Annotated in this window: 24 protein-coding genes; 15 read left to right on the top strand and 9 right to left on the bottom strand. The window is 64.6% G+C overall.

Annotated features, from left to right (window positions below):
- Positions 1-7: 7 nt before the first annotated feature.
- A complete protein-coding gene (gene ligD, locus ACPFMA_RS18310; protein ID WP_064303777.1) occupies positions 8-2,479 on the bottom strand; it encodes a DNA ligase D in 2,472 nt (823 codons plus the stop codon).
- A 152-nt stretch (positions 2,480-2,631) separates the two neighbouring features.
- Between ligD and ACPFMA_RS18305 the strand changes: the two genes are divergently transcribed.
- Entirely contained in the window at positions 2,632-3,099 is a 468-nt protein-coding gene (locus tag ACPFMA_RS18305) for a hypothetical protein (protein WP_064303776.1), read from the top strand.
- A 15-nt stretch (positions 3,100-3,114) separates the two neighbouring features.
- Positions 3,115-3,351 (top strand): metallothionein, encoded by a 237-nt coding sequence (locus tag ACPFMA_RS18300; RefSeq protein WP_009408894.1) that lies wholly within the window; start codon positions 3,115-3,117, stop codon positions 3,349-3,351.
- Positions 3,352-3,399: 48 nt separating this feature from the next.
- Here ACPFMA_RS18300 and ACPFMA_RS18295 read toward each other — a convergent pair whose 3' ends face one another.
- Genes ACPFMA_RS18295 through ACPFMA_RS18285 form a run of 3 tightly spaced genes read right to left on the bottom strand, consistent with a single transcriptional unit; the run spans position 3,400 to position 5,173 of the window.
- Complete coding sequence (locus ACPFMA_RS18295) at positions 3,400-3,771, bottom strand: hypothetical protein (RefSeq protein WP_064303775.1); 372 nt, start codon at positions 3,769-3,771, stop codon at positions 3,400-3,402.
- 43 nt (positions 3,772-3,814) lie between these two features.
- Entirely contained in the window at positions 3,815-4,243 is a 429-nt protein-coding gene (locus ACPFMA_RS18290; protein WP_425928412.1) for a hypothetical protein, read from the bottom strand.
- 12 nt (positions 4,244-4,255) lie between these two features.
- A complete protein-coding gene (locus ACPFMA_RS18285; protein ID WP_420056708.1) occupies positions 4,256-5,173 on the bottom strand; it encodes a DUF72 domain-containing protein in 918 nt (305 codons plus the stop codon).
- Between the two features lie 166 nt (positions 5,174-5,339).
- Between ACPFMA_RS18285 and ACPFMA_RS18280 the strand changes: the two genes are divergently transcribed.
- The 5 genes from ACPFMA_RS18280 (at position 5,340) to ACPFMA_RS18260 (ending at position 8,282) form a co-directional block, all read left to right on the top strand.
- Positions 5,340-5,732, top strand: a complete 393-nt coding sequence (locus ACPFMA_RS18280) for a low affinity iron permease family protein (RefSeq protein ID WP_064303772.1) — start codon at positions 5,340-5,342, stop codon at positions 5,730-5,732.
- Positions 5,733-5,759: 27 nt separating this feature from the next.
- On the top strand, positions 5,760-6,311 hold the full coding sequence (locus tag ACPFMA_RS18275; protein WP_064303771.1) for an ATP-dependent Clp protease proteolytic subunit: 552 nt from the start codon (positions 5,760-5,762) through the stop codon (positions 6,309-6,311).
- A gap of 280 nt (positions 6,312-6,591) precedes the next feature.
- Positions 6,592-7,476, top strand: a complete 885-nt coding sequence (locus ACPFMA_RS18270) for an EamA family transporter (protein ID WP_064303770.1) — start codon at positions 6,592-6,594, stop codon at positions 7,474-7,476.
- 137 nt (positions 7,477-7,613) lie between these two features.
- A complete protein-coding gene (locus tag ACPFMA_RS18265) occupies positions 7,614-7,805 on the top strand; it encodes a hypothetical protein (RefSeq protein ID WP_009408879.1) in 192 nt (63 codons plus the stop codon).
- A 174-nt stretch (positions 7,806-7,979) separates the two neighbouring features.
- A complete protein-coding gene (locus tag ACPFMA_RS18260; protein ID WP_420056706.1) occupies positions 7,980-8,282 on the top strand; it encodes a hypothetical protein in 303 nt (100 codons plus the stop codon).
- Between the two features lie 97 nt (positions 8,283-8,379).
- On the opposite strand, the gene ACPFMA_RS18255 is transcribed toward ACPFMA_RS18260, so the two are convergent.
- Positions 8,380-8,712 carry a hypothetical protein gene (locus ACPFMA_RS18255; protein WP_009408875.1) on the bottom strand — a complete coding sequence of 111 codons (333 nt, stop codon included), beginning with the start codon at positions 8,710-8,712 and terminating at the stop codon, positions 8,380-8,382.
- A 445-nt stretch (positions 8,713-9,157) separates the two neighbouring features.
- Between ACPFMA_RS18255 and ACPFMA_RS18250 the strand changes: the two genes are divergently transcribed.
- Positions 9,158-10,639, top strand: coding sequence for a DASS family sodium-coupled anion symporter (locus ACPFMA_RS18250; protein WP_425928411.1), 1,482 nt, complete (start codon positions 9,158-9,160; stop codon positions 10,637-10,639).
- 33 nt (positions 10,640-10,672) lie between these two features.
- On the opposite strand, the gene ACPFMA_RS18245 is transcribed toward ACPFMA_RS18250, so the two are convergent.
- Entirely contained in the window at positions 10,673-11,221 is a 549-nt protein-coding gene (locus ACPFMA_RS18245) for a cupin domain-containing protein (protein ID WP_009408871.1), read from the bottom strand.
- A 232-nt stretch (positions 11,222-11,453) separates the two neighbouring features.
- On the opposite strand from ACPFMA_RS18245, the gene ACPFMA_RS18240 reads away from it, so the two are divergent.
- Complete coding sequence (locus tag ACPFMA_RS18240) at positions 11,454-12,647, top strand: Bcr/CflA family multidrug efflux MFS transporter (protein ID WP_420056704.1); 1,194 nt, start codon at positions 11,454-11,456, stop codon at positions 12,645-12,647.
- A gap of 164 nt (positions 12,648-12,811) precedes the next feature.
- The gene (gene ppnN, locus ACPFMA_RS18235) at positions 12,812-14,185 is read left to right on the top strand and encodes a nucleotide 5'-monophosphate nucleosidase PpnN (protein ID WP_064303766.1); all 1,374 of its coding nucleotides are present in this window, start codon (positions 12,812-12,814) and stop codon (positions 14,183-14,185) included.
- Between the two features lie 71 nt (positions 14,186-14,256).
- Here the strand turns inward: ppnN and ACPFMA_RS18230 are convergent, their stop codons facing one another.
- The gene (locus ACPFMA_RS18230; protein WP_009408865.1) at positions 14,257-14,694 is read right to left on the bottom strand and encodes a hypothetical protein; all 438 of its coding nucleotides are present in this window, start codon (positions 14,692-14,694) and stop codon (positions 14,257-14,259) included.
- Between the two features lie 154 nt (positions 14,695-14,848).
- Between ACPFMA_RS18230 and ACPFMA_RS18225 the strand changes: the two genes are divergently transcribed.
- From ACPFMA_RS18225 to ACPFMA_RS18205, 5 genes are all read left to right on the top strand, one after another.
- Positions 14,849-15,136, top strand: coding sequence for a hypothetical protein (locus ACPFMA_RS18225; RefSeq protein WP_064303765.1), 288 nt, complete (start codon positions 14,849-14,851; stop codon positions 15,134-15,136).
- Positions 15,137-15,257: 121 nt separating this feature from the next.
- Positions 15,258-15,782 carry a DUF3455 domain-containing protein gene (locus ACPFMA_RS18220; RefSeq protein WP_425928410.1) on the top strand — a complete coding sequence of 175 codons (525 nt, stop codon included), beginning with the start codon at positions 15,258-15,260 and terminating at the stop codon, positions 15,780-15,782.
- 68 nt (positions 15,783-15,850) lie between these two features.
- The gene (locus tag ACPFMA_RS18215; RefSeq protein WP_420056702.1) at positions 15,851-16,387 is read left to right on the top strand and encodes a sigma-70 family RNA polymerase sigma factor; all 537 of its coding nucleotides are present in this window, start codon (positions 15,851-15,853) and stop codon (positions 16,385-16,387) included.
- Entirely contained in the window at positions 16,384-17,094 is a 711-nt protein-coding gene (locus tag ACPFMA_RS18210) for an anti-sigma factor (protein ID WP_425928409.1), read from the top strand. The genes ACPFMA_RS18215 and ACPFMA_RS18210 overlap by 4 nt, the downstream gene beginning before the upstream one ends.
- Before the next feature lie 201 nt (positions 17,095-17,295).
- Positions 17,296-18,444 carry an HPP family protein gene (locus tag ACPFMA_RS18205; protein ID WP_425928408.1) on the top strand — a complete coding sequence of 383 codons (1,149 nt, stop codon included), beginning with the start codon at positions 17,296-17,298 and terminating at the stop codon, positions 18,442-18,444.
- On the opposite strand, the gene ACPFMA_RS18200 is transcribed toward ACPFMA_RS18205, so the two are convergent.
- A complete protein-coding gene (locus ACPFMA_RS18200) occupies positions 18,441-19,304 on the bottom strand; it encodes a LysR family transcriptional regulator (RefSeq protein ID WP_425928407.1) in 864 nt (287 codons plus the stop codon). The two genes, ACPFMA_RS18205 and ACPFMA_RS18200, sit on opposite strands and share 4 nt — an antisense overlap.
- Before the next feature lie 185 nt (positions 19,305-19,489).
- Entirely contained in the window at positions 19,490-20,974 is a 1,485-nt protein-coding gene (locus tag ACPFMA_RS18195) for an aldehyde dehydrogenase family protein (RefSeq protein WP_425928406.1), read from the bottom strand.
- Positions 20,975-21,074: the final 100 nt, after the last annotated feature.

The raw sequence follows: 21,074 nt of genomic DNA, 5'->3' as shown, positions 1-21,074 counted from the left end.
GGCTCCTTCACAGGCCGAGTTTCTTGCGCATGCCGGCGGTGATCGACTGGCGGGTGCTGGCGTAGTCCTGCCATGGGTCGTTGCCGTCGGCCAGGCGCTCGTCGATATTGGCCAGGGTCCATTGGTTGGCCCCCTTGAGCCCGGCCAGTTCCTCGGGCCAGATCGGCACCGACACCGGCATGCCTTCCCGGGCCCGCAGCGACCAGGCGCAGACGGTGGTCGCCCCCTTGCCGTTGCGCAGGTAGTCGATGAAGATCCGCCCGACCCGGTTCTTCGGCCCGGAGACCGCCGACAGCCGTTCGGGAAACAGCCCGGCCATGTGGCTGACGATGGCGTGGCTGAAGTCCTTGACCTCGTCCCAGCCGGCCTTGCGCTGCAACGGCACTACCACGTGGATGCCCTTGCCGCCGCTGGTCTTGAGGAAACAGCGCAGGCCCAGCTCTTCCAGAAGGGTGAGGGTCAGGGTGGTGGCTTCGATCATCGCCTTCCAGGGCAGTTTCGGGTCCGGGTCGAGGTCGAGCACGAAGCGGTCGGGGCGCTCGAATTGCTTGTCGGTGGCATTCCAGGTGTGCAATTCGAGCGTGTTCATCTGCACCGCACCGAGCAGGGTGTCTTCGCGGTTGATGATCATCGCGGCCTGGCCGGCCTGGTCCTTGTCGTAGGTTTTCACGTGGGGCAGGTCGAGCTGGGCGGCGTTCTTCTGGAAGAACAGTTCGCCGTCCAGCCCGTCCGGGGCGCGGACCAGCGCCACGGGACGGTTCTCCAGGTGCGGCAGGATCAGCCCGGCAACCTTGGCGTAGTACTCGGCGATATCCAGCTTGGTGGTGTTGCTGCTGGCATCGATGATGCGGTCGGGATGGGTCAGGCGCATTGCCTTTGCGCTGCTGTTCTTTACGGGCATGGCACGCTCCAGGTTGATGGCGCTGGCCGGCTTGTCGTTGCGCAGGCCATGGAAGACCGCGTGGCGAACGATGCCGTCGCGGGTCATCTGGGCGAAGCTGACTTCTGCCAGCAACTGCGGCTTGAGCCAGTGAACGCCCCGGGCTTCGGCGCCGGTCGGCGGGTTATCCAGTGGCGGGCGCGGCGCCTCCAGCGGTTGCAGCCGGCGATGCAGGCTTTGCAGGGTCTCGGTGCTGAAACCGGTGCCGACCTTGCCCGCATAACGCAACCGGCCATCGTCATGCAGGGCCAGCAACAGGGCGCCGAACGCTGCCCGGCTGCCCTTGGGCTCGGTGTAGCCGACCACCACGAACTCCTGGCGTTTCTGGCACTTGAGCTTGATCCAGTCGCTGCTGCGGCGCTCCACGTAGACGCTGTCCTGGCGCTTGCCGATCAGGCCTTCCAGGTTCATCTGGCAGGCGCTGGCGAGCAGCGAGGCGACCGGCTCGGCGAAGCTCGCCGAGTAACGCAGCTCCGGCGGCGGGTCGGCGAGGATCGCTTCAAGGGCGGCGCGCCGCTCCTGCAGCGGCAACTGGCGCAGATCGCGACCTTCGAGCCAGGGCACATCGAACAGGTAGTAGAGAATGCGTTCGTCGTGCTCGGTATCGAAGGCGTTCTGCAGGGCCTGGAAGTCGGCCACGCCGTTGTCGTCGGCGACCACCATCTCACCGTCGAGCCAGGCGGATTTCAGCTTGAGCGTTTTCAGCGCCGCCACCTGGCGCGGCATCTTCGCTGTCCAGTCATGGCCATTGCGGGTGAACAGGCGCACCTCGCCATCGTCGATACGGGCAAGGATGCGGTAGCCGTCGAACTTGATCTCGTAGCTCCAGTCGCCTTGCGGCGGCGAGTCCACCAGGGTGGCCAACTGCGGCTTGAGGCTTTCGGGCAGGGCGGCCTTGGGGGCCTTTTTCGTGCTGCTGGCGGATGCGGCTTTCTTCCTTGCCGCGGGTGCCTTTGCCGCAGGCGCCGCGACCGGCCTGGCCGAAGGCAGGCTGCGGTCGCTGAGCACGCTGTCCGGGGCGGCTTCGAGGATGTCGTAGTCCTTCTCTTCGCGGGCCTGGGCATCCGAGGACTTGACCAGCATCCACTGTTCCTTCTTGCCGCCGAGGCGGGTGCGGAACAGGTTCCAGCGCCCGCCGAGCTTTTCCCCTTGCAGTTCGAAGCGCAGGTGGCCCTTGGCGTAGCCCTGGTGCGGGTCGCCTTCGGGAATCCAGATGCCGCGGTCCCACACGATCACGTCGCCGGCGCCGTAGTGGCCCTCGGGGATATGACCTTCGAAGCTGGCGTAGTCCAGCGGGTGGTCCTCGACGTGCACCGCCAGGCGCTTGACCTTGGGATCCAGCGACGGGCCCTTGGGCACCGCCCAGCTTTTCAGGGTGCCATCGAGCTCCAGGCGGAAATCGTAGTGCAGGTGGCTGGCGTCGTGTTTCTGGATGCAGAACTGCAGCGCCCGGGCCTTGCCACGAGCTCGCTTGCCGCTGGGTTCGGGGGTGGCGGCGAAGTTGCGCTTGCGTTGGTACTCCTCGAGGGGCTTGGCCATGGCGAATGCTCTGTGTCCGGCGTCTTACCAAGTGGGAGAGGGCGTGCGCGACGGGAGTTCAATCGGCGTGGCGACCGGGCGGCAGAAAGACTGAATCATTTTCCACGCAGGTGAGTCGACTTCAGGAGAGCTCATCCGCAAGCGAGGTTGCCATGAACGAGAAAAGCCAAAGGCCGGCCACCCATGTGCCAGCCGAAATCGATGACATCCAGGACCGCATGGGCGAAGTCCGCGAGCTGGATTTCAGTGACCGCCATGACGAACGTCAGGGCCGCGCCGGCGATGCGCGGCCGGCAGAGGAATTCAACCGCGAGTTCCCGGCCGAGCGTGTCGAGCGGGGTGGCATGAGTGGCGGTGAAGCGCTCAGCGAAAGCCTGCACGAGGACAACGTCACCCTGGACGACCTCAGCCCCGACACCCTGTTCGACCAGACCGGCGCCCGCGATCCGTCCGAGCGAGGCGGCCCGGGGCCGGCGGACCAGCAATTGCGCCGGGTCGACGAGGACGAGATCGGCGGCGGCATCGGCCTGGACGAAGCCGAGCTGGCCCGCTCGGCGCCACTGGACGGCAAACCCTGGACCGATCGTGTATCGCCGCCCGAAGGCGATGAAGACGTTTGAGAGGAGGACACGACCATGAGCGAACAACATTGTGCCTGTCCCGGATGCACCTGCGAGGTGGACGCCAACGCCGTGCAACTGGCCGGCGAGGCCTATTGCTGCAAGGCCTGCGCCAGTGGCCACGCCAATGGCGAACCGTGCCGCATGAGCGAATGCCATTGCGGCGACGACAAGGCCAGGCAGCCGGATGAAGAGCAGGTGGATAACGCGCTTGAAGAAACGTTCCCGGCCAGCGATCCGATTTCGCCGTGAGCTTGAGGGCCCGCTTCGTGCGGTTTGACGCCGAAGCGGGCCTTCCGGCTACTTGCCCAGCGCCTTGACCAACTCCGCCTTGTTCATGGTCGAACGCCCCGCGATGTTCTGCTTGCGCGCCCGGTCCATGAGTTCCGCCTTGGTCATATCCCCCAGCGGCTGATCCGGTCGCGGTTCCCCGTGCCTGGTCTTCACCGCCCGTTGTGCCGAAGACTGTCGCGCCTTGTGCTTGGCGCTTGCACTCTTCTTCTGCCCGGACCCGCCGGCTTTTTCACCGCCGCCGGACTGCTTGTTTACCGTGGCCCAGGCTCGGGCTTCGGCCTCGTCCCTGGACACGCCCTTGGCCTCGTAGCTGTCCTCGATATGCTCGGCCTTGCGTTTCTGTTCTTCGGTGTACTTCGCTTTGCTTCCGCGTGGCATGGGTATGCACTCCTGTGTGGGTTGCAAGGGAAATCTGCGGGCGTCACGGCATGCGCCAGGTCCCGCCTGCCTTCTCGCAGTCGATCCTGGCCTGCCCCTGGTTGCGGGTGTCGTAGTAATAGGTCACCACCCGCGCATCGTTCGGAATCTGTGGCCTGGCCGCCTGCGGGTCATTGCTGGTGGCCTTGGGGTTGGCCAGGCTTTCCTGGGTCAAGGGTGCAGTGCATTGACCGATTTCCTGGTCCGGGCAACGTGGGACCCGCTGTTTGAGGGTAGTGAGCATTTCCTTGTTCTCGCTGCTGCAGGACCAGTCGATCGCCTCATCGGGCATGCCTTCGAGCCTGTAGCAGGTACGCGTCTCCACCTCCGGCACCGCGGCGCTGGACGAGCGCGTGGTGACCTGGCAGGCATCGGCCAGGACCGTGCCGCTGGCAAGGCTGGCAAGGATCAACAGCAGGGCAGGGGTATGCATGGTCGTCTCCCGTCACAAAGGTGGCTGCGCCGGTTGGCCCGGTTCGGTTTGCAGCCCGGCATCGAGTTTCAACCGGTGCAGCAGCTCCCGGGCATCGAAGGGCGCGCGGACTTTCAGGTCGTTGTCGAAATAGCAGTACACCGCCTTTGCCCCCTTGGTCGCGGCTTCCCGGGGCCCGGCCAGTTGTGCATCGCCCGGTTGTTGCCCGCGGCTCCAGGTGCGGATGCGTTGGGCCCAGCGCTGCAGGGCTTCATCGGTGTAGCCGCTGGCGTACAGCTCGGCATCGCCATGCAGGCGCAGGTAGACGAAGTCGGCGGTGAGGTCTTCCAGGTAGGGCCATTTCCCGGCGGTATCGGCGACCACCAGGGCCACCTGGTGTGCGCGCAGCAGTTCGATGAAGGCCGGGTCACGGAAGCTGTCGTGGCGGATCTCCACGGCATGGCGCAGCGTGCCGTTGCCCTGGGTTTCGAAGGCGCCGTCTTTCTTCAAGCGCTCGGCGCAATGGCGTGCGCATCGGCTGGCCGCGGCATGATCATGGGGCAGGCGCTGAAGAAAATCGGCGAAGCGCTGCGGGTCGAATTTCAGGCTCGGCGGGAACTGCCACAGGATCGGCCCCAGCTTGGCGCCCAGTTGCAGCGGCCCGGAAGCGAAGAAGTTGGCCAGCGGCTCGTCGATCTCCTTGAGCCGTCGCACATGGGTGATGTAGCGCGGCGCCTTGACCGCGAAGACGAAGCCCTCGGGCGTCGCGTCGCGCCATTCGGCATAGCGCTGCGGGGTCTGCAGGGCATAGAACGATCCGTTGATCTCGATGCTGCTCACCGCCCGCGAGGCGAATGCCAGCTCCTTGGCCTGGACCAGGCCCTGGGGATAGAACACTTTGCGCCACGGGGCATAGCGCCAGCCGGAAATACCGATGCGAATCTCGCTCACGCCGTCGTTCCTTGTCCTGCTCGTTACAGGTTGCGACCGGGGCCTGGCAAGGCGGGTTCAGCAAGATTGACGAGTGGCGGGCAGTGGCCGGACTGAACTTTGCCAGCCCCAGCTTTTCCACCGAATGTCGGGTTCGACACGCAGGACCGCAAGAGGAGGCCCTCCCATGAAGTTCTCCCGTTTCGCCCAGAAGCTGGCCAACTGGACGGGCCGTCCGCTGACCTTCGCCATCGCCTTCGGCCTGATCCTGGCCTGGGGCATCAGCGGGCCGCTGTTCCACTTCAGCGACACGTGGCAACTGGTGATCAATACTTCCACCACCATCGTGACCTTCCTCATGGTGTTCCTGATCCAGAACACCCAGAACCGCGACACCGATCAGTTGCATATCAAGGTCGACGAGCTGCTGCGCGCCACGCGCCGGGCCCACAACGCCTTGCTCGGGCTCGACGACCTGGATGAAAAGCAGCTGCATGCGCTACGCGAGCGCTACCAGCACCTGGGCGAACTCGCCGAGGACAAGGGGGCCGACAAGCAACCGCGTGACAACGACCCCTGACCCAAGGACCTACAGCACGAGGTGACCATGGCCAGTCATATCATCCATTTCACCGGACCGATCAATGCGTCCACCTGCGGCAACCTCATCACCACCTGCTCGCGGGCCCTGCAGCAGGGCGCCGAGTGTATCCAGCTGAATATCGCCACCATGGGCGGGGAATGCAGCTACGGCTTCAGCCTGTACAACTTCCTCCGGGCGCTGCCGGTACCGGTGCATACCCACAATCTCGGCACGGTGGAGTCGATGGGCAACATCCTGTTCCTGGCCGGCGAGCGGCGTACGGCCTGTGCCCTGAGCAAATTCCTGTTCCACCCCTTCCACTGGACCCTGCACGGTTCGGTGGACCATGCGCGGATGGCTGAATACGCGATGAGCCTGGATTACGACCTGCAGCTGTACGCGCAGATCGTCGAGGAACGCACCCGGGGCGCGGAAGAGGTGCTGGATATTCCGCGCTACCTGATGGCCCATCCGCGGATCGTCACGCCCGAAGAGGCGATGCGCTGCGGCTTGATCCAGGCGGTGGACGATTCGGTGATCGGCGTGGATGTGGTGCAGTGGAGTGTGCATGCCTGAGCCGGTTCCCATAGAGCAAAACATGACTCTTTGATTTGCAGGGACCTTGTGGGAGCGGGTTCACCCGCGATTGCTATGGTGACTTCACTACCGCAATCGCGGGTGAGCCCGCTCCCACAGGGTACGCGTCGTGCTTTGGAACTGTTCTCTGCGCGACAGAACAGCCTGAAAGGCTGGGCGGCCTCCCACACAATCAACCGCGCCGCAGACCTTGCAGTGTCACCCGCCAGCGTAATGACGATATGATGTTTCAAATTATTACGCGTGCGATGGGGGAAGAATGCCGCTCAAGGATTTGTTGCTGGCGCTGGTGGTGATCGTTGCCTGGGGCCTGAATTTCGTGGTGATCAAGGTCGGTCTGGACGGGCTGCCGCCGATGTTGCTGGGCGCGCTGCGGTTTATCCTGGTGGCGTTCCCGGCGGTGTTTTTCATCCGTCGTCCGCAGTTGCCCTGGCGCTGGTTGATCGCCTATGGCTCGACCATTTCCCTGGGCCAGTTCGCCTTTCTCTTCGAGGCCATGCACAACGGCATGCCGCCGGGGCTGGCGTCGTTGGTGCTGCAGTCCCAGGCCTTCTTCACCATGCTCTTCGCTGCGCTGTTCCTCGGTGAGCGCCTGCGCGCCGCGAGTGTGTGCGGCCTGCTGGTCGCGGCGGGTGGCCTGGCGCTGATCGGCAGCGAGAACGACAGCCACGTGCCCTTGCTGGCGTTGCTCCTGACCCTGTGCGGCGGTGCGTGCTGGGCCATGGGCAATATCATTACCCGGCGTTTCGGCAACATCGACCTGATGGCCCTGGTGATCTGGGGCGGCCTGGTTCCGCCGCTGCCGTTCCTGGGCCTGTCGTGGTACCTGGAAGGCCCTGAACTGATCGAATCGTCGCTGCGCAATATCGGCTTGAGTTCGATTTTGTCGCTGGTGTACCTGGCGGTTATTGCCACCATGCTCGGCTACGGCCTGTGGAGTCGCCTGCTGTCGCGCTACCCGGCGGGGAAAGTGGCACCCTTTTCGCTTCTGGTTCCGGTGGTAGGGCTGACTTCGTCGGCCTTGTTGCTGGACGAGCGTCTCAGTGCGATCCAGTGCTGGGGCGGCCTGCTGGTGATGCTGGGGTTGTTGATCAACGTATTCGGCCCGCGTCTGCGGGAAGCATTGAGGACCGCCCAGGCCTGAGGTGCCATTGGTCGGGGATCGGCATGCTGACCGGTTGGTCGCTAAATGTCCGGCTAGTCTTTTGAAGGTTGAGATCGATATTTTCAGGTTCTCCGCTGGAGGATCGGTATCGGTCGCTTTCAGAGGGGAGCAGGAACATGAAGGATCAATTTCTCGAAGACCTCGGCGACGAATTCCCGATCAATGCCGTGGTGCGTTGTGGCCAGTCAGCGTTTCGCCTGGGCTTTGCCCATATGACCCTGGACGATGCCCAGGCCACCTTCAAGTCGAGGATGCCGGCGCGCATGGAAAGTCGCCGCTTCCTTCCCGCAGCATTGCCCAAGCGCTGACGCTGCGGCCGGAGTATTGCCCGATTGGTGAAAGTACCGACGGGTACGCGATTCCGGCCAATTCATGCAGCTTTGTTTGACTTCGCTCATTGCGCCGCCCTGCGGCGCTGGAGAGTGATGGCGATCTATGCCTTACTATGTGCCGTCAATGCGCTATTCCAGTGGAGGAAAGCAATGCGTATCAGGGAAGAAAAATACTGGGAATGGGCGGATGCGATGCTGCATAGCCGCAGCCATGATGAAGTGCTCAACGACGGGATCAGCATCGACGTCCAGGTCCGGCTCTCGCGCACCGGCGCGACCCAGCTGTTCCTCGGCGTGTACGCCCGCCACGGCAAGGCGCTGCTGGAGGAATATCATCCGTCCAGGCCGGGGGAGAGCATGAGCCGGGCGCTGGTCTGGGGTGTGGATCGGGCCCGGGCGATGGTCGCCGGGTTGCAGCCTGAAGAACCGCTGGCGCTGTTGCGCCGCGCATGACCAAAACCTTGGGTAAAAGGCCGGTGTGACCCACCGGCCTTTTCTTCGCGCATTAAAAAGCCCGGCCTTGCGGGCCGGGCTCAAGCGAACGGAAGACTCAGCTAAGGCGGTCGATGACCCGCACGCCCTGGCCTTCACGCAGCGCTGGCCACTCCTGTTGCAGGGTTTCCAGCACGCGACCGACGAACTGGGTATCGGCGGCCGCTTTCTTGCCGACGTAGCCCTGGCCACGGCGGTACATCTTCATCCGCGCTCGCATGCCGGGCTTGCGCTGTTCGAATTCATCTTCGGTGGTGCAGGGCGACAGGCTGTCGATATGCACTTCACCGGCTTCGCAGATCCACAGGATATGGCTGTCGAGCGTGTCTTTGCGCGCAGCGAACAGCTTGGCCAGTTCCTGGATGGTCGGTTGTTCGTTCAGATTCATCATTAAAGCCCCCATAACCCTTCAGTGGTTGATTCGTTCAGACTCGCGCTTCATGTAGCGCATCTACCAAGGCTGCTACAGCAGCATCGCAACAGGGGCTTTCTTCACTCTGCCTTTTGGACAGTCCCACTCCACGGACAACCCGGATACCGCTCGGATCGTCTGGAACACCCTTGCCAGCGCTCCCGATCGGGGAGACGGGCCCATCATGCAAGAGCCCGATAAACGGCGTCAACGGGTTTGTAGTGATTTTTTCTTATCACTACAAAATTGATTTCCTGCTTATGTAGTTATTGCCGGGTTGTCCTACAAAATCCGCGATGGGCTAATCCGGCAGGGGTTGATCGATGTCATTTTCCCCGCGCAACGGCGCGGGGATGATTGATGGAAGGGTGCAGGCCTCGCGGTAGAGCGCTTGCCAACATTTTCCAAGCCAGCGAGGCAGGCCATGAATACGTCGTCCACAACCGCTACCCACAGGCTGGGGTTACCCATCGGCCTGTGGGTGGGCATCGCCGCGTTGATCGGCGTCCTGCTGCTGCCGTTGCCGAGCGATCTGCCGGTGGCCGGGCACAGGGTCCTGGCGATCCTCGCCTTCGCGGTGGTCATCTGGATCACCGAGGCGGTGTCCTACGAAGCCAGTGCGATCATGATTACCTCGCTGCTGGCGTTTCTCCTGGGAACCGCGCCGACCCTGGCTGACCCGAGCGTCAGCTATGGCTCGTCCGCCGCAGTGGGCATGGCCCTCACCGGTTTTTCCAATACCGCCCTGGCACTGGTGGTCGGCGCGCTGTTCCTCGCCGCCGCCATGACCCACACCGGCCTGGACCGGCGTATCGCGCTGGTCACCCTGGACCGCGTCGGCGTCAGCACCCGGCGCATCCTCCTGGGCGCGGTGGTGGTCACGGTATTGCTGAGCCTGGTAGTGCCCAGCGCCACGGCGCGCAGTGCGTGCGTGGTGCCGATCATGATGGGGGTGATCGCCGCATTCGGCGTGGACAAGCGCTCGAACATCGCCGCCGGCATCATGATCATCGTCGCCCAGGGCACCAGCATCTGGAACATCGGTATCCAGACCGCCGCCGCGCAGAACCTGCTGACCGTGGGTTTCATGGACAAGATGCTCGGTGCCCGGGTGTCGTGGATCGACTGGCTGATCGCTGGCGCGCCGTGGGCGGTGCTGATGTCGGCGCTGCTGATCGTCGTGGTGCTGAAGATGCTGCCGCCGGAGACCGACAGCATTCCCGGGGGCAAGGCAGCGGTGTCTGCGCAACTGGCGGCGCTGGGGCCGATGAGCACCGCGCAGAAACGTCTGCTCGGCGTGTCCCTGGCCCTGCTGCTGGCCTGGGCCACCGAAGGCAAGCTGCACGGGTTCGACACCACCTCGACCACCTATGTCGGGCTGGTCCTGCTGTTGCTGCCGCGAGTCGGCGTGATGACCTGGAAGGACGTGCAGGCACGTATTCCCTGGGGCACGGTAATCGTCTTCGGGGTTGGCATCAGCCTCGGCACCACCCTGCTCACCACCCAGGCCGGGCAGTGGCTGGGCGCGCAGGTGGTCGCCCATACCGGGCTGGACCAGTTGGGTACGCTGGGGGTATTCGCGATCCTCGGCGCCTTCCTGATCCTGATCCACCTGGGCTTTGCCAGCGCTACCGCGCTGACCTCGGCGCTGTTGCCGATCCTGATTGCGGTCTTGCAGACGCTGCCGGGCGACTTCAACCGCCTGGGCATGACCATGGTCCTCGGCTTCGTGGTCAGTTACGGCTTCATCCTGCCCATCAATGCGCCGCAGAACATGGTCTGCCTGGGCACCGAAACCTTCAACGCACGCCAGTTCGCCAAGGTCGGGATTGTCGTGACCCTGGTCGGTTACCTGCTGATGCTGGTGTTCGCCGCTACCTGGTGGCACTGGCTCGGGTGGATGTGAACGAGAACGGCGGCCTCCAGGGCCGCCGTTTCATCAGAAGTTCGCCGGGGTGTTGGCGCTGATGATCTCGGCCTCGTCCTGGCCGATGTTCTTGAAGCTGTGGGGCAGGGTGGTGGGGAAGTAGTAGCCGTCACCGGAGTTAAGGATGCTCACCTGGCCATCGACCCGCAGTTCGATGGTGCCACGGGTCACCAGGCCGCATTCCTCGCCTTCGGCATGGACGATCGGCTCTTCGCCGGAATCCGCGCCGGGGGCGTACAGCTCGCGCAGCATGCGCATCTGCCGGCCTTCGACGCTGGCGCCGACCAGCAGCATGCGCATGCCGCTGCGGCCCAGGTCGGGCTGTTCGGCGGCGCGGAAGACGAAGCGTTCTTCCCGCGGTGGCTCGTCGAAGCTGAAGAACTCCGCCAGGGACATGGGAATCCCTTCGAGCAGTTTCTTCAGGGAACTGACCGAGGGGCTGACGCGGTTCTGCTCGATCTGCGAGATCGTCGAGTTGGTCAGGCCACTGCGTCGGGCCAGTTCCCGTTGGGAGAGCTTGTTGCGTTCACGCACCAGTCTGAGTCGTGTCCCCGTGTCCATAGCCGCCTTGGTGTTCAGAAGAAAAAATGGGCGACGCATTAAAACACACTCGCGGGGGGTGTGTCGGGGCCGGATTTCCATGGGCTTCTTTCGCGCCTCGTAGCTGGCCGGCCCGCTTCGGCGGACATGGGTCATCGTTACATTGTTAACATGTTATCTTTTAGCCCGCGAAGCCAGGAACCTCGCTGTTTACCTGAATCCATTAACGCCATGACTTGCATGCGGAGCCCCAATGATTCGTAACTCCAATCCAGCGCGGCTGATCGTCCTGCTCGCTGCCCTGGTGGCCTTCGCGCCGCTGTCCATCGATACCTACCTGCCCAGCCTGCCGCTGATCGCCAGGGACCTGCAGGCCAGCGCTGGCAGCGTACAACTGACCATCAGCCTGTTCCTGGTCGGCCTGTGCCTGGGCATGCTGGTCTACGGCCCGCTGTCCGACCGCTATGGCCGGCGTCCTCTGTTGCTCGGTGGCATCGGCCTGTACCTGGTGGCGACCCTGGGTTGCCTGTTCGCCGGCTCGGTGGAGCAGCTTGTCGCCTGGCGCTTCTTCCAGGCCCTGGGCGGGGCCGCGGCCTCGGTGCTGGCGCGGGCCATCGTGCGCGACCTGTTCGCCCTGGCCGAAGCGGCGAAGGTGCTGTCGCTGATGCACCTGGTGACCATGCTTGCCACCCTGGTCGCACCGCTGCTGGGTAGCGTGCTGATGGATCTGGGTAGCTGGCGCACGGTATTCCTCGGGCTGCTGCTGTTCGGCGCGACCTGCCTGGTTGCCGCCACCTGGAAGCTTGCCGAAACCCACGCGCCCGATCAGCGCGGCGAAAGCCTGGGCACGGTATTCCTGGCCTATTGGCATATCGCCACGCAACCGTTGGCGCTGGGCTACATCCTGTGCATGGGCCTGGCCTTCGCCGGCATGTTCGCTTTCATCACCGCGTCGCCCTTTGTCTACATGGAGTACTTCGGCGTGTCGCCGCGCAGCTACGCCTGGCTGTTCGGCCTGAACATCGCCGGGATCATCCTCATGACCCTGGTCAACGCCCGCCTGGTGAGCCGTCGGGGGCCGTTGCGCATGCTGGCGGTGGGCGCGGGCCTTGCCGGGGCGTCAGCCCTCGGATTACTGGCGGCAGGCCTGACCGGCTGGGGCGGGCTGGCGCTGGTGGTGGCCCTGGTGGTGGTCTATGTCAGCGTCACCGGGTTGCTCGGTGCCAATTGCGTAGCCAGCCTGCTGGCCTTGTACCCGCGCCAGGCCGGGGCTGCGGCCGGGCTGGCGGTGGCCTGCCAGTTCGCCCTGGGCGCGTTGTTTTCCGCGCTGGTGAGCGCCCTGGCGGACGGCACGCCGCGGCCGATGTGCCTGACCCTGGCGCTGGCGGGGCTGGGCTGCCTGGCCTGCTACGGGATGATTGTCCGAGGTGTCAGGCACAAGGCCTGAGGAGGGAACGACAAGTCCGCGCAAGCGTCCATACTCAGTGAACCCCGGCGGCGTTTGCCTCATGCCGGGGCACCTGTTACAAACAGGTGCGAGACCCGCGCGTGCGGTGTTCACAACAGCGGTGCCACAGTCGTTCGCAGGCACCGAACAGCATGGAATCCAGAATGACCCAAAGACAGGTAATCAATGCTTCGGTCGCCCCAAAAGGTAGCCTGGAGACGCTTTCCCAACGTGAAGTCCAGCAATTGAGCCAGGCCGGCTCGGGCAGCATGTATACCCTTTTCCGCCAGTGCGCCCTGGCCATCCTCAACACCGGCGCCCATGTCGACAATGCCAAGACCATCCTCGATGCCTACAAGGACTTCGAGGTCCGTTTCCATCAGCAGGACCGTGGCGTGCGCCTGGAACTGCTCAATGCCCCGGCCGACGCCTTCGTCGATGGCGAAATGATCGCCAGTACCCGGGAAATGCTCTTCAGCGCCCTGCGCGACATCGTCTACACCGAAAGCGAGCTCGACCGCCTGAAGATCGACCTGGACAGCTCCCAGGGCATCACCGACTACGTGTTCCAGCTCCTGCGCAACGCGCGGACCCTGCGTTCGGGCGTCGATCCCAAGCTGGTGGTGTGCTGGGGCGGCCACTCCATCAGCAGCGAGGAATACCAGTACACCAAGAAGGTCGGCCACGAACTGGGCCTGCGCAAGCTGGATATCTGCACCGGCTGCGGCCCGGGCGTGATGAAGGGGCCGATGAAGGGCGCCACCATCGCCCATGCCAAGCAGCGCATGAGCAGCGGCCGCTACCTGGGGCTCACCGAACCGGGAATCATCGCCGCCGAGGCGCCGAACCCGATCGTCAACGAACTGGTGATCCTGCCGGACATCGAGAAGCGCCTGGAAGCCTTCGTCCGTGTCGGCCACGGCATCATCATCTTCCCCGGCGGCGCCGGCACCGCGGAGGAATTCCTCTACCTGCTGGGCATCCTGATGCACCCGGAGAACCGCGAGCTGCGCTTCCCGGTAATCCTCAGCGGCCCGCGCAGTGCCGCGCCTTACTTGCAGCAACTGCATGCCTTCATCGGGGCCACCCTTGGCGAGGCGGCGCAGGGCCTGTACCAGATCATCATCGACGATCCGGTAGAGGTGGCGCGGGTGATGACCGAGGCGCTGAAGGAGGTCAAGCAGTTCCGTCGCGAGCGCAACGACGCCTTCCATTTCAACTGGTTGCTGAAGATCGAGGAGAGCTTCCAGCGGCCGTTCGATCCCACCCACGCCAACATGGCGGCACTGCAGCTGAGCCGGTCGCTGCCGCCCCATGAACTGGCGGCCAACCTGCGCCGCGCGTTTTCCGGGATCGTGGCGGGGAACGTCAAGGACAAGGGCATCCGGCTGATCGAGGAACACGGGCCGTACGAGATCCATGGCGATCCCGAGATCATGGGGCCGCTGGACAAGCTGCTGCAGGCGTTCGTCGAACAGCACCGGATGAAATTGCCGGGTGGGGCGGCCTATGTGCCGTGTTATCGGGTAGTGGCGTAGCCCGCAATCGCCGGCAACGCCGGCTCCCACAATGTGGGAGCCGGCGTTGCCGGCGATGAGGCCCTCAAGGCTTACACAAAATCCCCGTCAGCCATCAATTGCAGGCCCCCGTCGGCCTGCTCCTTCACCAGCCCACTGGCCAGCAACAGTGGCTTCACCCGCACATGCAGGCTCGGCTCGACAAAGGCCTTGACCGCTTCCAGGTCCAGGCTTCCGGTCATCGGCATCTCTTCCTTGTTGTAGGACAGCCAGGCCTTCTTCAGACCGCCCAGCACGTCCGCCGCCGTTGTCACGGCGAAGCGCCGATGCAAGGGAATCCCGTTGAATTCGAAACTGTGGGCGAAGGCATAGGCGCTTTCGTCGTTGGCGCTGTCCTTGCAGCGCGCGCAGGCACAACGGCCGTCGCCGAAGGCATTGCTCAGGTAGGTGTTGAAGTCCACCACGGGCTTCAGGCTCAGGCGCTTGTCGACTTCGAACAGGTCACCGGTCATTTTCGCTTCGGCACTCAAGGTCATCTCCTTTGCGGTCGTGCGGATTCAGCCGGGCACGATACCAGCGCGCGGCCCCGGGTGCTCGTTTTCATGATGGCCGGGCGGGCTTTTAGCGGCGGCCTGGCTTATCCTGTGCGACTTTTCCCGTCCGTCCATTCCGGAGCCGCCGAGCATGCAGAAATACACCTCCACCGTCACCATCAGCGCCGAGCAGCGCGATGACGTCGAAGCCACCGAAAATACCGGTGTGCAGGTTTCCCTGGAGGCGGTGTCGGAAAAGCTGAAGAAAGTCCACTTCAACGGCACCCTGGCCGCCCCGGAAAACCCTACCCATATCTGCGTCACCCTGGACAACGGCCTGACCTACTACGGCGAGATCCTCAACGGCCACGCCGAGCTGGAATACGGCTGGATCGCCTTCGAATCGGACATGCTGACCCCGGAAGAACTGGGGCTGTAAGCGCTCCCCCAGGCTGCTGCGGATTTATTTTCAGCGGCCTGCATCCATTTCCGCTCCAGCCAGGTAGTCCAGACAGCAGCCATCGCGCTGCCGAACCGATCCCCTGACTGGAGTCATGTCCATGAACGTCAAATACCGCTTCGAACTGGTCGTTGCCGCCCTGTTGGCCAGCGCCCTGGCCCACGCCAGCAGCACGCTGCCCGACAGCATCAAGGTGCCCGACGGACACAAGGTCGCCCTGGAGACCACGGGCGTCGGTGAAATCACCTACGAGTGCCGCGACAAGGCGAATATGCCGGGGCAGACCGAATGGGTCTTCGTCGGGCCGAAAGCGGTGCTCAACGACCGTAGCGGCAAGGCCATAGGCGATTACTTCGGTCCACCCGCGACCTGGCAGGCCAAGGACGGTTCCAGGGTCACGGGCACGCAACTGGCGGTAGCGCCTTCGAGCCCTGGCAACCTGCCGTACCAACTGGTCAAGGCCAATCCGGCCGAAGGCAAGGGCGCCATGAGCGGCGTGACCTACATCCAGCGCACGGCGCTCAAGGGCGGGGTCGCGCCGGGCAGCGCCTGCACCACGGCCGACAAGGGCAAGCGCGAGGTGGTGAGCTACCAGGCGGATTATATTTTCTGGACCGCCCGCTAAATCGCCACTGCCAGCCCGGGGGCTGGTCTACGCTGCTTTCAGCCAGTCCCCAGCCACGGCGAGATCCTGTGACCTTATCCGCACCTGCGTTCGACTACGAAGACCACCTGGCGGCCTGCGCCCGCGGCGACCGCCAGGCCCTGCGACGCCTGTACGACGTCGAGGGCCCGCGCCTGCTCGGCGTGGCCCGGCGATTGGTCAAGGACACCGCACTGGCAGAGGACGTGGTGCACGACGCGTTCATCCGTATCTGGACCCGCGCCGCCACCTTCGACCCGGCGCGGGGCAGCGGGCGTGGCTGGATGTTCAGCATCACCCGGCACCTGGCGCTGGATTTCCTGCGCAGCCAGGAACGGGACGTGGAGCTGGACGAACGGAGCGAGCCCGCACTCACCACTACCGGCGAGCTCGACGGGCTGTTGCACGGTGCTCGCCTGAACCAGTGCCTGGACCAACTGGAGCCACTACGCCGGGCATGCCTGGTTCACGCCTATGTCGATGGCTACTCCCACGCCGAGATCGCGCACAAGCTCGATAGTCCGCTGGGGACGGTGAAAGCCTGGGTCAAACGCAGCCTGGCTGCCTTGCGCGAGTGCATGGGATGACAAGCGGCGACGGTAAGGACCACGATCTGGATGCCCAGGCCGCCGAATACGTGCTGGGTACGCTGCCGTCCGAACAGCGCCAGGCGCTGGCCCGGCGTCTGCAACACGATCCGGCGTTGCGCGCGGCGGTGGATGCCTGGGAGCGCCGCCTGCAGCCGCTGCAGGAATTGGCACCGGCGCAAATGCCTTCGGATTATCTATGGCAAAGGATCGAGCGCAGCCTTGATGGCCTCTCGCCTGCGGCGGCCATAGCGACCCCTTCGCGCTGGTGGCAGCGTGCTACGCCCTGGCGCTGGACCACCGCAGCAGGGCTGGCGGCCAGCCTGTTCATGGCGGTTGTACTGTGGCGTGAAGCGCCTGCACCGGTACCGACCTACCTGGTGGTGCTGGTCGCCCCGCAGGACCAGGCCCCTGGCTGGGTCGTGCAGGCAAGCAGCCCGCGCAGCGCCCAGCTGATCCCGCTGGGCATGGCCGAGGTACCGGCGGGCAAGACCCTGCAATTCTGGACCAAGGCCGACGGCTGGAGCGGTCCGGTTTCGCTGGGCCTGATCAAGCCGGGCGAGCGCGTCGAGGTGCCGCTGGAGAGCCTGCCGCCGCTGGAAAACAACCAGCTCTTCGAATTGACCCTGGAGGGCCCGGCGGGCTCGCCGACGGGCAAGCCAAGCGGTCCGATCCAGTTCATCGGGCGGGCGGTCAAGGTGCTCTGAGCTAGCACCAAAATGCGACACTGCAAAATAATTGCACTAAAACAGCACTTTTTTGAATTGGAGCAACGGGCCGGTTTTCTTCAGACTGCCAGGCAATCTTTCCATCTCCACGGAAGGAGCCCATTGCGTATTGCCCCTCGCGATACAAGTCCGCCCAGGTTGGGCGGGCTTCTTTTCTTCAAGAAGGTGCCTGGTCGTCACATGTCTAGTCGTGGTCTTGGTCACTGGTTCGATCGCTTCATTCCGGCTGCTTTGCATATCCCCCCCCAAGAATGGTTCCGTGCCGCGATCGGTGCCTTGCTGGCATTGGTAGCAGCGGGGAGTGCGTGCAGCTACCTGTTCGGTTCGGCTGCGGCGCTGCACCTGATGGCGCCGCTGGCGGCGTCCACCGTGCTGCTGTTCGCCGTGCATTCCGGCGCGCTGTCACAGCCCTGGCCGCTGCTCGCCAGCTACGTCTGTGCGGCAGCGGTAGGCATCAGCCTGCACCACTGGTTCGGCCCGGGCCTGTTCGTCGCCAGTGCCGCCCTGTTGCTGGTGATCCTGTTGATGTGCCTGCTGCGCTGCCTGCACCCGCCGGGGGCGGCGCTGGCGGTGAGCCTGGCCCTGGCCGATCCGTCGCTGGCGGCCATGGGTGTGCGGGTGATCGAGCCGGTGATGCTCAACGCTCTGATCGTGCTGGCCGTGGCCATCGGCTACAACCGCCTCACTGGCGTGCTTTACCCGAAGATCGGCGCGCCACGCAAAGCCGCCCATGCCACCGCCGACCAGCCGGCCAGCGAGCGCGTCGGGATCAGCAGCCGCGACCTGGACGATGCCCTGGAGGAACTGGGCGGGTTCGTCGATGTGACTCGCCCCGAGCTGGAGCGGATCATCCTCGCTACCGAACGTCACGCCGTGCAGCGCAGCCTCGGTGGCCTCACGGCGGCCAGGGTGATGTCCCGCGACGTGCAGTTCGCCAGCCCGCAGACCACCTTGCAGCAGGCGTGGAAGCAGTTGTCCGCCCATCACTTGAAGAATCTTCCGGTGCTGGACGAGTCCGGCAAGCTGGTGGGCATCGTCAGCCTCAGTGACCTGGTCGGCCCGGCCATGGCCCAGGCCAGGTTCAGCTGGCGCGGGCTGTTCGGTCGCGGCAAGGCGGTGACGCTGGAGCAGATCATGAGCGAGCCGGTGATCACCGTGGACAGCGATCATCAGGCGGTGGAGCTGATCCCGCTGCTGTGCGACCGCGGCTTGCACTGCCTGCCGGTGCTGGAAGGCGGGAAAGTGGTCGGTGTGGTGACCCAGACCGACCTGATCGCCGCCCTCAGCCAACACCTGCTGGCTCAGGACCGGCTGGCCAAGGCCGCCTAGATCAGCGGGTCCCAGCGTTGCGACCAGTCGCTGTCGCGCGCCACCACCTCGCGCAGCAGGTCGAAGGCCTGCTGCAGCACCTGCGAATCCCGTTCCCGCGGGTACACCAGCCAGGTCGGATAGGGGAATTCCGGCGCCTGCGGCACGCGTTCCAGCACCCCGCGGTCCAGATAGCTCTGCACCACCCGCGTGCGGAAATAACCGCTGCCGCCGTGTTCGAGGATGAACTGCAAGGCCAGCGGCCCGAGGTTGAAGCTGATGTCCGGGCGCATGCAGTCGGGCAGGGCCTCGTCGTGCAGGCGGCGGAAGGCGTCGCCCCAGTCGATGTAGACGTAAGGCTCGGGTTTGCGCTTGAGCTGGATGCGGATCAGTTTTTCCTCCAGCAGTTGTTCCACCTGCAGGCCGGGGCTGTAGATCGGCTGGTAGACCAACGCAGCGTCGAGGGTGCCGGCTTCCAGTTTGTCCAGCAGGCTGTCGCTGGCGCCGACTTCGCTGCGGATCGCGTGGTGCGGCATCCGTTCATGAAGCACGCTGACCCAGTCGAGCATCAGCGGGTTGCACAGGCTGACTTCGCCGCCGATGCGCAGCACCTGAAGGGAGTTGTCGGTCAGCGGCAGATCGCGCCGAGCCGCTTCCCAGGTGTGCAGCAACTGCTTGGCGTAGGGCACGAAGGCCTCGCCGTTGGGCGTCAGGCTGGCGCCGGTGCGGCTGCGAATGAACAACTGGCTGTCGAGTTGCTGTTCGAGCTTCTGCACCCGGGCGCTGATGGCCGTCTGGGTGACATGCAGGCGCTCGGCGGCAGCGACCAGGCTGCCGCTGCGCACGATTTCAAGGAAGGTCCGGGCCAGCTCGATGTCCATAGGGCAACCTGGAGGGGAGGGGAGCTGGGGATTCTAAGGCTTTATTACGGATTTTGCGTTGGAACGGGATTTCGCGGGCCCTGCAAAACCCTGTGGGAGCGGGTTTACCCGCGATTGCGATGGTGAATTCACTACCGAATCGCGGGTGAACCCGCTCCCACAGGGTTAGCGGTGCACTGACGAAATCAGTAGCGGATCATCACCGATTTCAGCTCGGTGTAATCCTCTATGAACGCCCCGCCAAATTCCCGGCCCACACCCGAGGCCTTGATCCCGCCAAACGGCACCGCCGGATCGAGCAGGGTGTGCATGTTCACCCACAGCGTCCCCGCCTGGATCTGCGGAATCAGGCGCATGGCCTTGCCCAGGTCGTTGGTCCACAGGCTGGCGCTGAGACCATAGGGGCTGTCGTTCATCAGTTCGACCAGCTCTTCCTCGGTGTCATAGGGCAGGAAGGTCGCCACCGGCCCGAAGGTTTCCTCGGTCATCAGGCTGTCCTTGGCCGAGTTGGCCAGGATCACGGTCGGCTCGACGTAGCAGCCCGGGCCGTCGATCAACTGGCCGCCATGCAGGATGCTGCAGTTTTCCGCCCGTGCCTTGGCGAACAACTGGCCCAGCTTGGCCTGATGCTGCTTGTTGGTGACCGGGCCGAACTCGGCGCTTTCGTCCAGCGGCGAGCCGATCTTCAATTGGCTCAGGCGCTCGCAGAGGCGTTGGGTGATGGTGTGGATCTGCGAGCGGTGCACATAGAAGCGCTCGGCCGCCGCGCAGATCTGCCCGGAGTGCAGGAAGCCCGCCTCGATGATGCCATTGACCGCTTTTTCCACGTCCACGTCCGGCAGGAAGCCGGCGGCGTTCTTGCCGCCCAGTTCCAGGGTCGCGCGGGTCAGGTTGGCGGCCATGGCCGTCTGGCCCACGGCCAGGCCGGTGGGCACCGAGCCGGTGAAGGAAACCTTGTCGGTGTGCGGATGCTCGATCAGCGCCTTGCCCACGCCGCCGGCACCGGTGACCACGTTCAGCGCGCCGGCCGGCAGCCCGGCTTCGAGCGCCAGCTCGGCGATGCGCAGGATGGTCAGCGGGGTGAACTCGCTGGGCTTGATCACCACGCTGCAACCGGTGACCAGCGCCGAGGCCAGTTTCCAGATGGCGATCATGGTCGAGAAGTTCCACGGCACGATGCCTACCACCACGCCGACCGGCTCGCGCAGGGTGAAGGCGGTGTATTTCTCGCCGTTGAACGAGGGCAGCGACGGGGTGATGGTTTCGCCGCTGATCTTGGTTGCCCAGCCGGCGTAGTAGCGCAGGAAGTGCGCGGCTTGGTCGACCTCGAAATTGCGCGAGATCTGGATGAGCTTGCCTGATTGCAGGGTTTCGATCTGCGCCAGTTCCTCGCGGTTGCGTTCCAGCAGGTCGGCCAGTTTCAGCAGCACTGCGCCGCGTACCGCGGGCGCCGCTGCGGACCACTGGGCGAAGCCTTTGCGCGCCGAGGCCACCGCGGCATCGATATCCGCCGTGCTGGCCTCGCCAACGCGGCTGATGACTTCGCCGCTGGCCGGATCGATGACGTCCAGTTTGCGCCCGCCGGCGGCGGGCTGGGCGCGGCCGTCGATGAACAGGCCGTGATCACGCTGGAGGAACGCCTGGACGGAGGGCAGAAGGGAAATGCTCATGTCGGATGTACCTGTGCAAAGAGGCAAAACCGCACCCTAGCGCAGCCTCGGGGATGGGACTTGACTGTGCCTGCCACGACGACATGACCGGGTCTGCCAC

This window comes from Pseudomonas sp. NyZ201 (assembly GCF_049860765.1).
Lineage (GTDB): Bacteria > Pseudomonadota > Gammaproteobacteria > Pseudomonadales > Pseudomonadaceae > Aquipseudomonas > Aquipseudomonas bharatica.
The sequence above is the reverse complement of the archived record's forward strand: the minus strand, read 5'-3'. Positions and strand labels throughout refer to the sequence as shown.

Excerpts from the sequence above, each read along its gene's own strand:
- ligD (WP_064303777.1), bottom strand. The coding sequence starts at position 2,479 with ATGGCCAAGCCCCTCGAGGAGTACCAACGCAAGCGCAACTTCGCCGCC.
- ACPFMA_RS18305 (WP_064303776.1), top strand. The coding sequence starts at position 2,632 with ATGAACGAGAAAAGCCAAAGGCCGGCCACCCATGTGCCAGCCGAAATC.
- ACPFMA_RS18300 (WP_009408894.1), top strand. The coding sequence starts at position 3,115 with ATGAGCGAACAACATTGTGCCTGTCCCGGATGCACCTGCGAGGTGGAC.
- ACPFMA_RS18295 (WP_064303775.1), bottom strand. The coding sequence starts at position 3,771 with ATGCCACGCGGAAGCAAAGCGAAGTACACCGAAGAACAGAAACGCAAG.
- ACPFMA_RS18290 (WP_425928412.1), bottom strand. The coding sequence starts at position 4,243 with ATGCATACCCCTGCCCTGCTGTTGATCCTTGCCAGCCTTGCCAGCGGC.
- ACPFMA_RS18280 (WP_064303772.1), top strand. The coding sequence starts at position 5,340 with ATGAAGTTCTCCCGTTTCGCCCAGAAGCTGGCCAACTGGACGGGCCGT.
- ACPFMA_RS18275 (WP_064303771.1), top strand. The coding sequence starts at position 5,760 with ATGGCCAGTCATATCATCCATTTCACCGGACCGATCAATGCGTCCACC.
- ACPFMA_RS18270 (WP_064303770.1), top strand. The coding sequence starts at position 6,592 with ATGCCGCTCAAGGATTTGTTGCTGGCGCTGGTGGTGATCGTTGCCTGG.
- ACPFMA_RS18265 (WP_009408879.1), top strand. The coding sequence starts at position 7,614 with ATGAAGGATCAATTTCTCGAAGACCTCGGCGACGAATTCCCGATCAAT.
- ACPFMA_RS18260 (WP_420056706.1), top strand. The coding sequence starts at position 7,980 with ATGCGTATCAGGGAAGAAAAATACTGGGAATGGGCGGATGCGATGCTG.
- ACPFMA_RS18255 (WP_009408875.1), bottom strand. The coding sequence starts at position 8,712 with ATGATGAATCTGAACGAACAACCGACCATCCAGGAACTGGCCAAGCTG.
- ACPFMA_RS18250 (WP_425928411.1), top strand. The coding sequence starts at position 9,158 with ATGAATACGTCGTCCACAACCGCTACCCACAGGCTGGGGTTACCCATC.
- ACPFMA_RS18245 (WP_009408871.1), bottom strand. The coding sequence starts at position 11,221 with ATGGACACGGGGACACGACTCAGACTGGTGCGTGAACGCAACAAGCTC.
- ACPFMA_RS18240 (WP_420056704.1), top strand. The coding sequence starts at position 11,454 with ATGATTCGTAACTCCAATCCAGCGCGGCTGATCGTCCTGCTCGCTGCC.
- ppnN (WP_064303766.1), top strand. The coding sequence starts at position 12,812 with ATGACCCAAAGACAGGTAATCAATGCTTCGGTCGCCCCAAAAGGTAGC.
- ACPFMA_RS18225 (WP_064303765.1), top strand. The coding sequence starts at position 14,849 with ATGCAGAAATACACCTCCACCGTCACCATCAGCGCCGAGCAGCGCGAT.
- ACPFMA_RS18220 (WP_425928410.1), top strand. The coding sequence starts at position 15,258 with ATGAACGTCAAATACCGCTTCGAACTGGTCGTTGCCGCCCTGTTGGCC.
- ACPFMA_RS18210 (WP_425928409.1), top strand. The coding sequence starts at position 16,384 with ATGACAAGCGGCGACGGTAAGGACCACGATCTGGATGCCCAGGCCGCC.
- ACPFMA_RS18205 (WP_425928408.1), top strand. The coding sequence starts at position 17,296 with ATGTCTAGTCGTGGTCTTGGTCACTGGTTCGATCGCTTCATTCCGGCT.
- ACPFMA_RS18200 (WP_425928407.1), bottom strand. The coding sequence starts at position 19,304 with ATGGACATCGAGCTGGCCCGGACCTTCCTTGAAATCGTGCGCAGCGGC.
- ACPFMA_RS18195 (WP_425928406.1), bottom strand. The coding sequence starts at position 20,974 with ATGAGCATTTCCCTTCTGCCCTCCGTCCAGGCGTTCCTCCAGCGTGAT.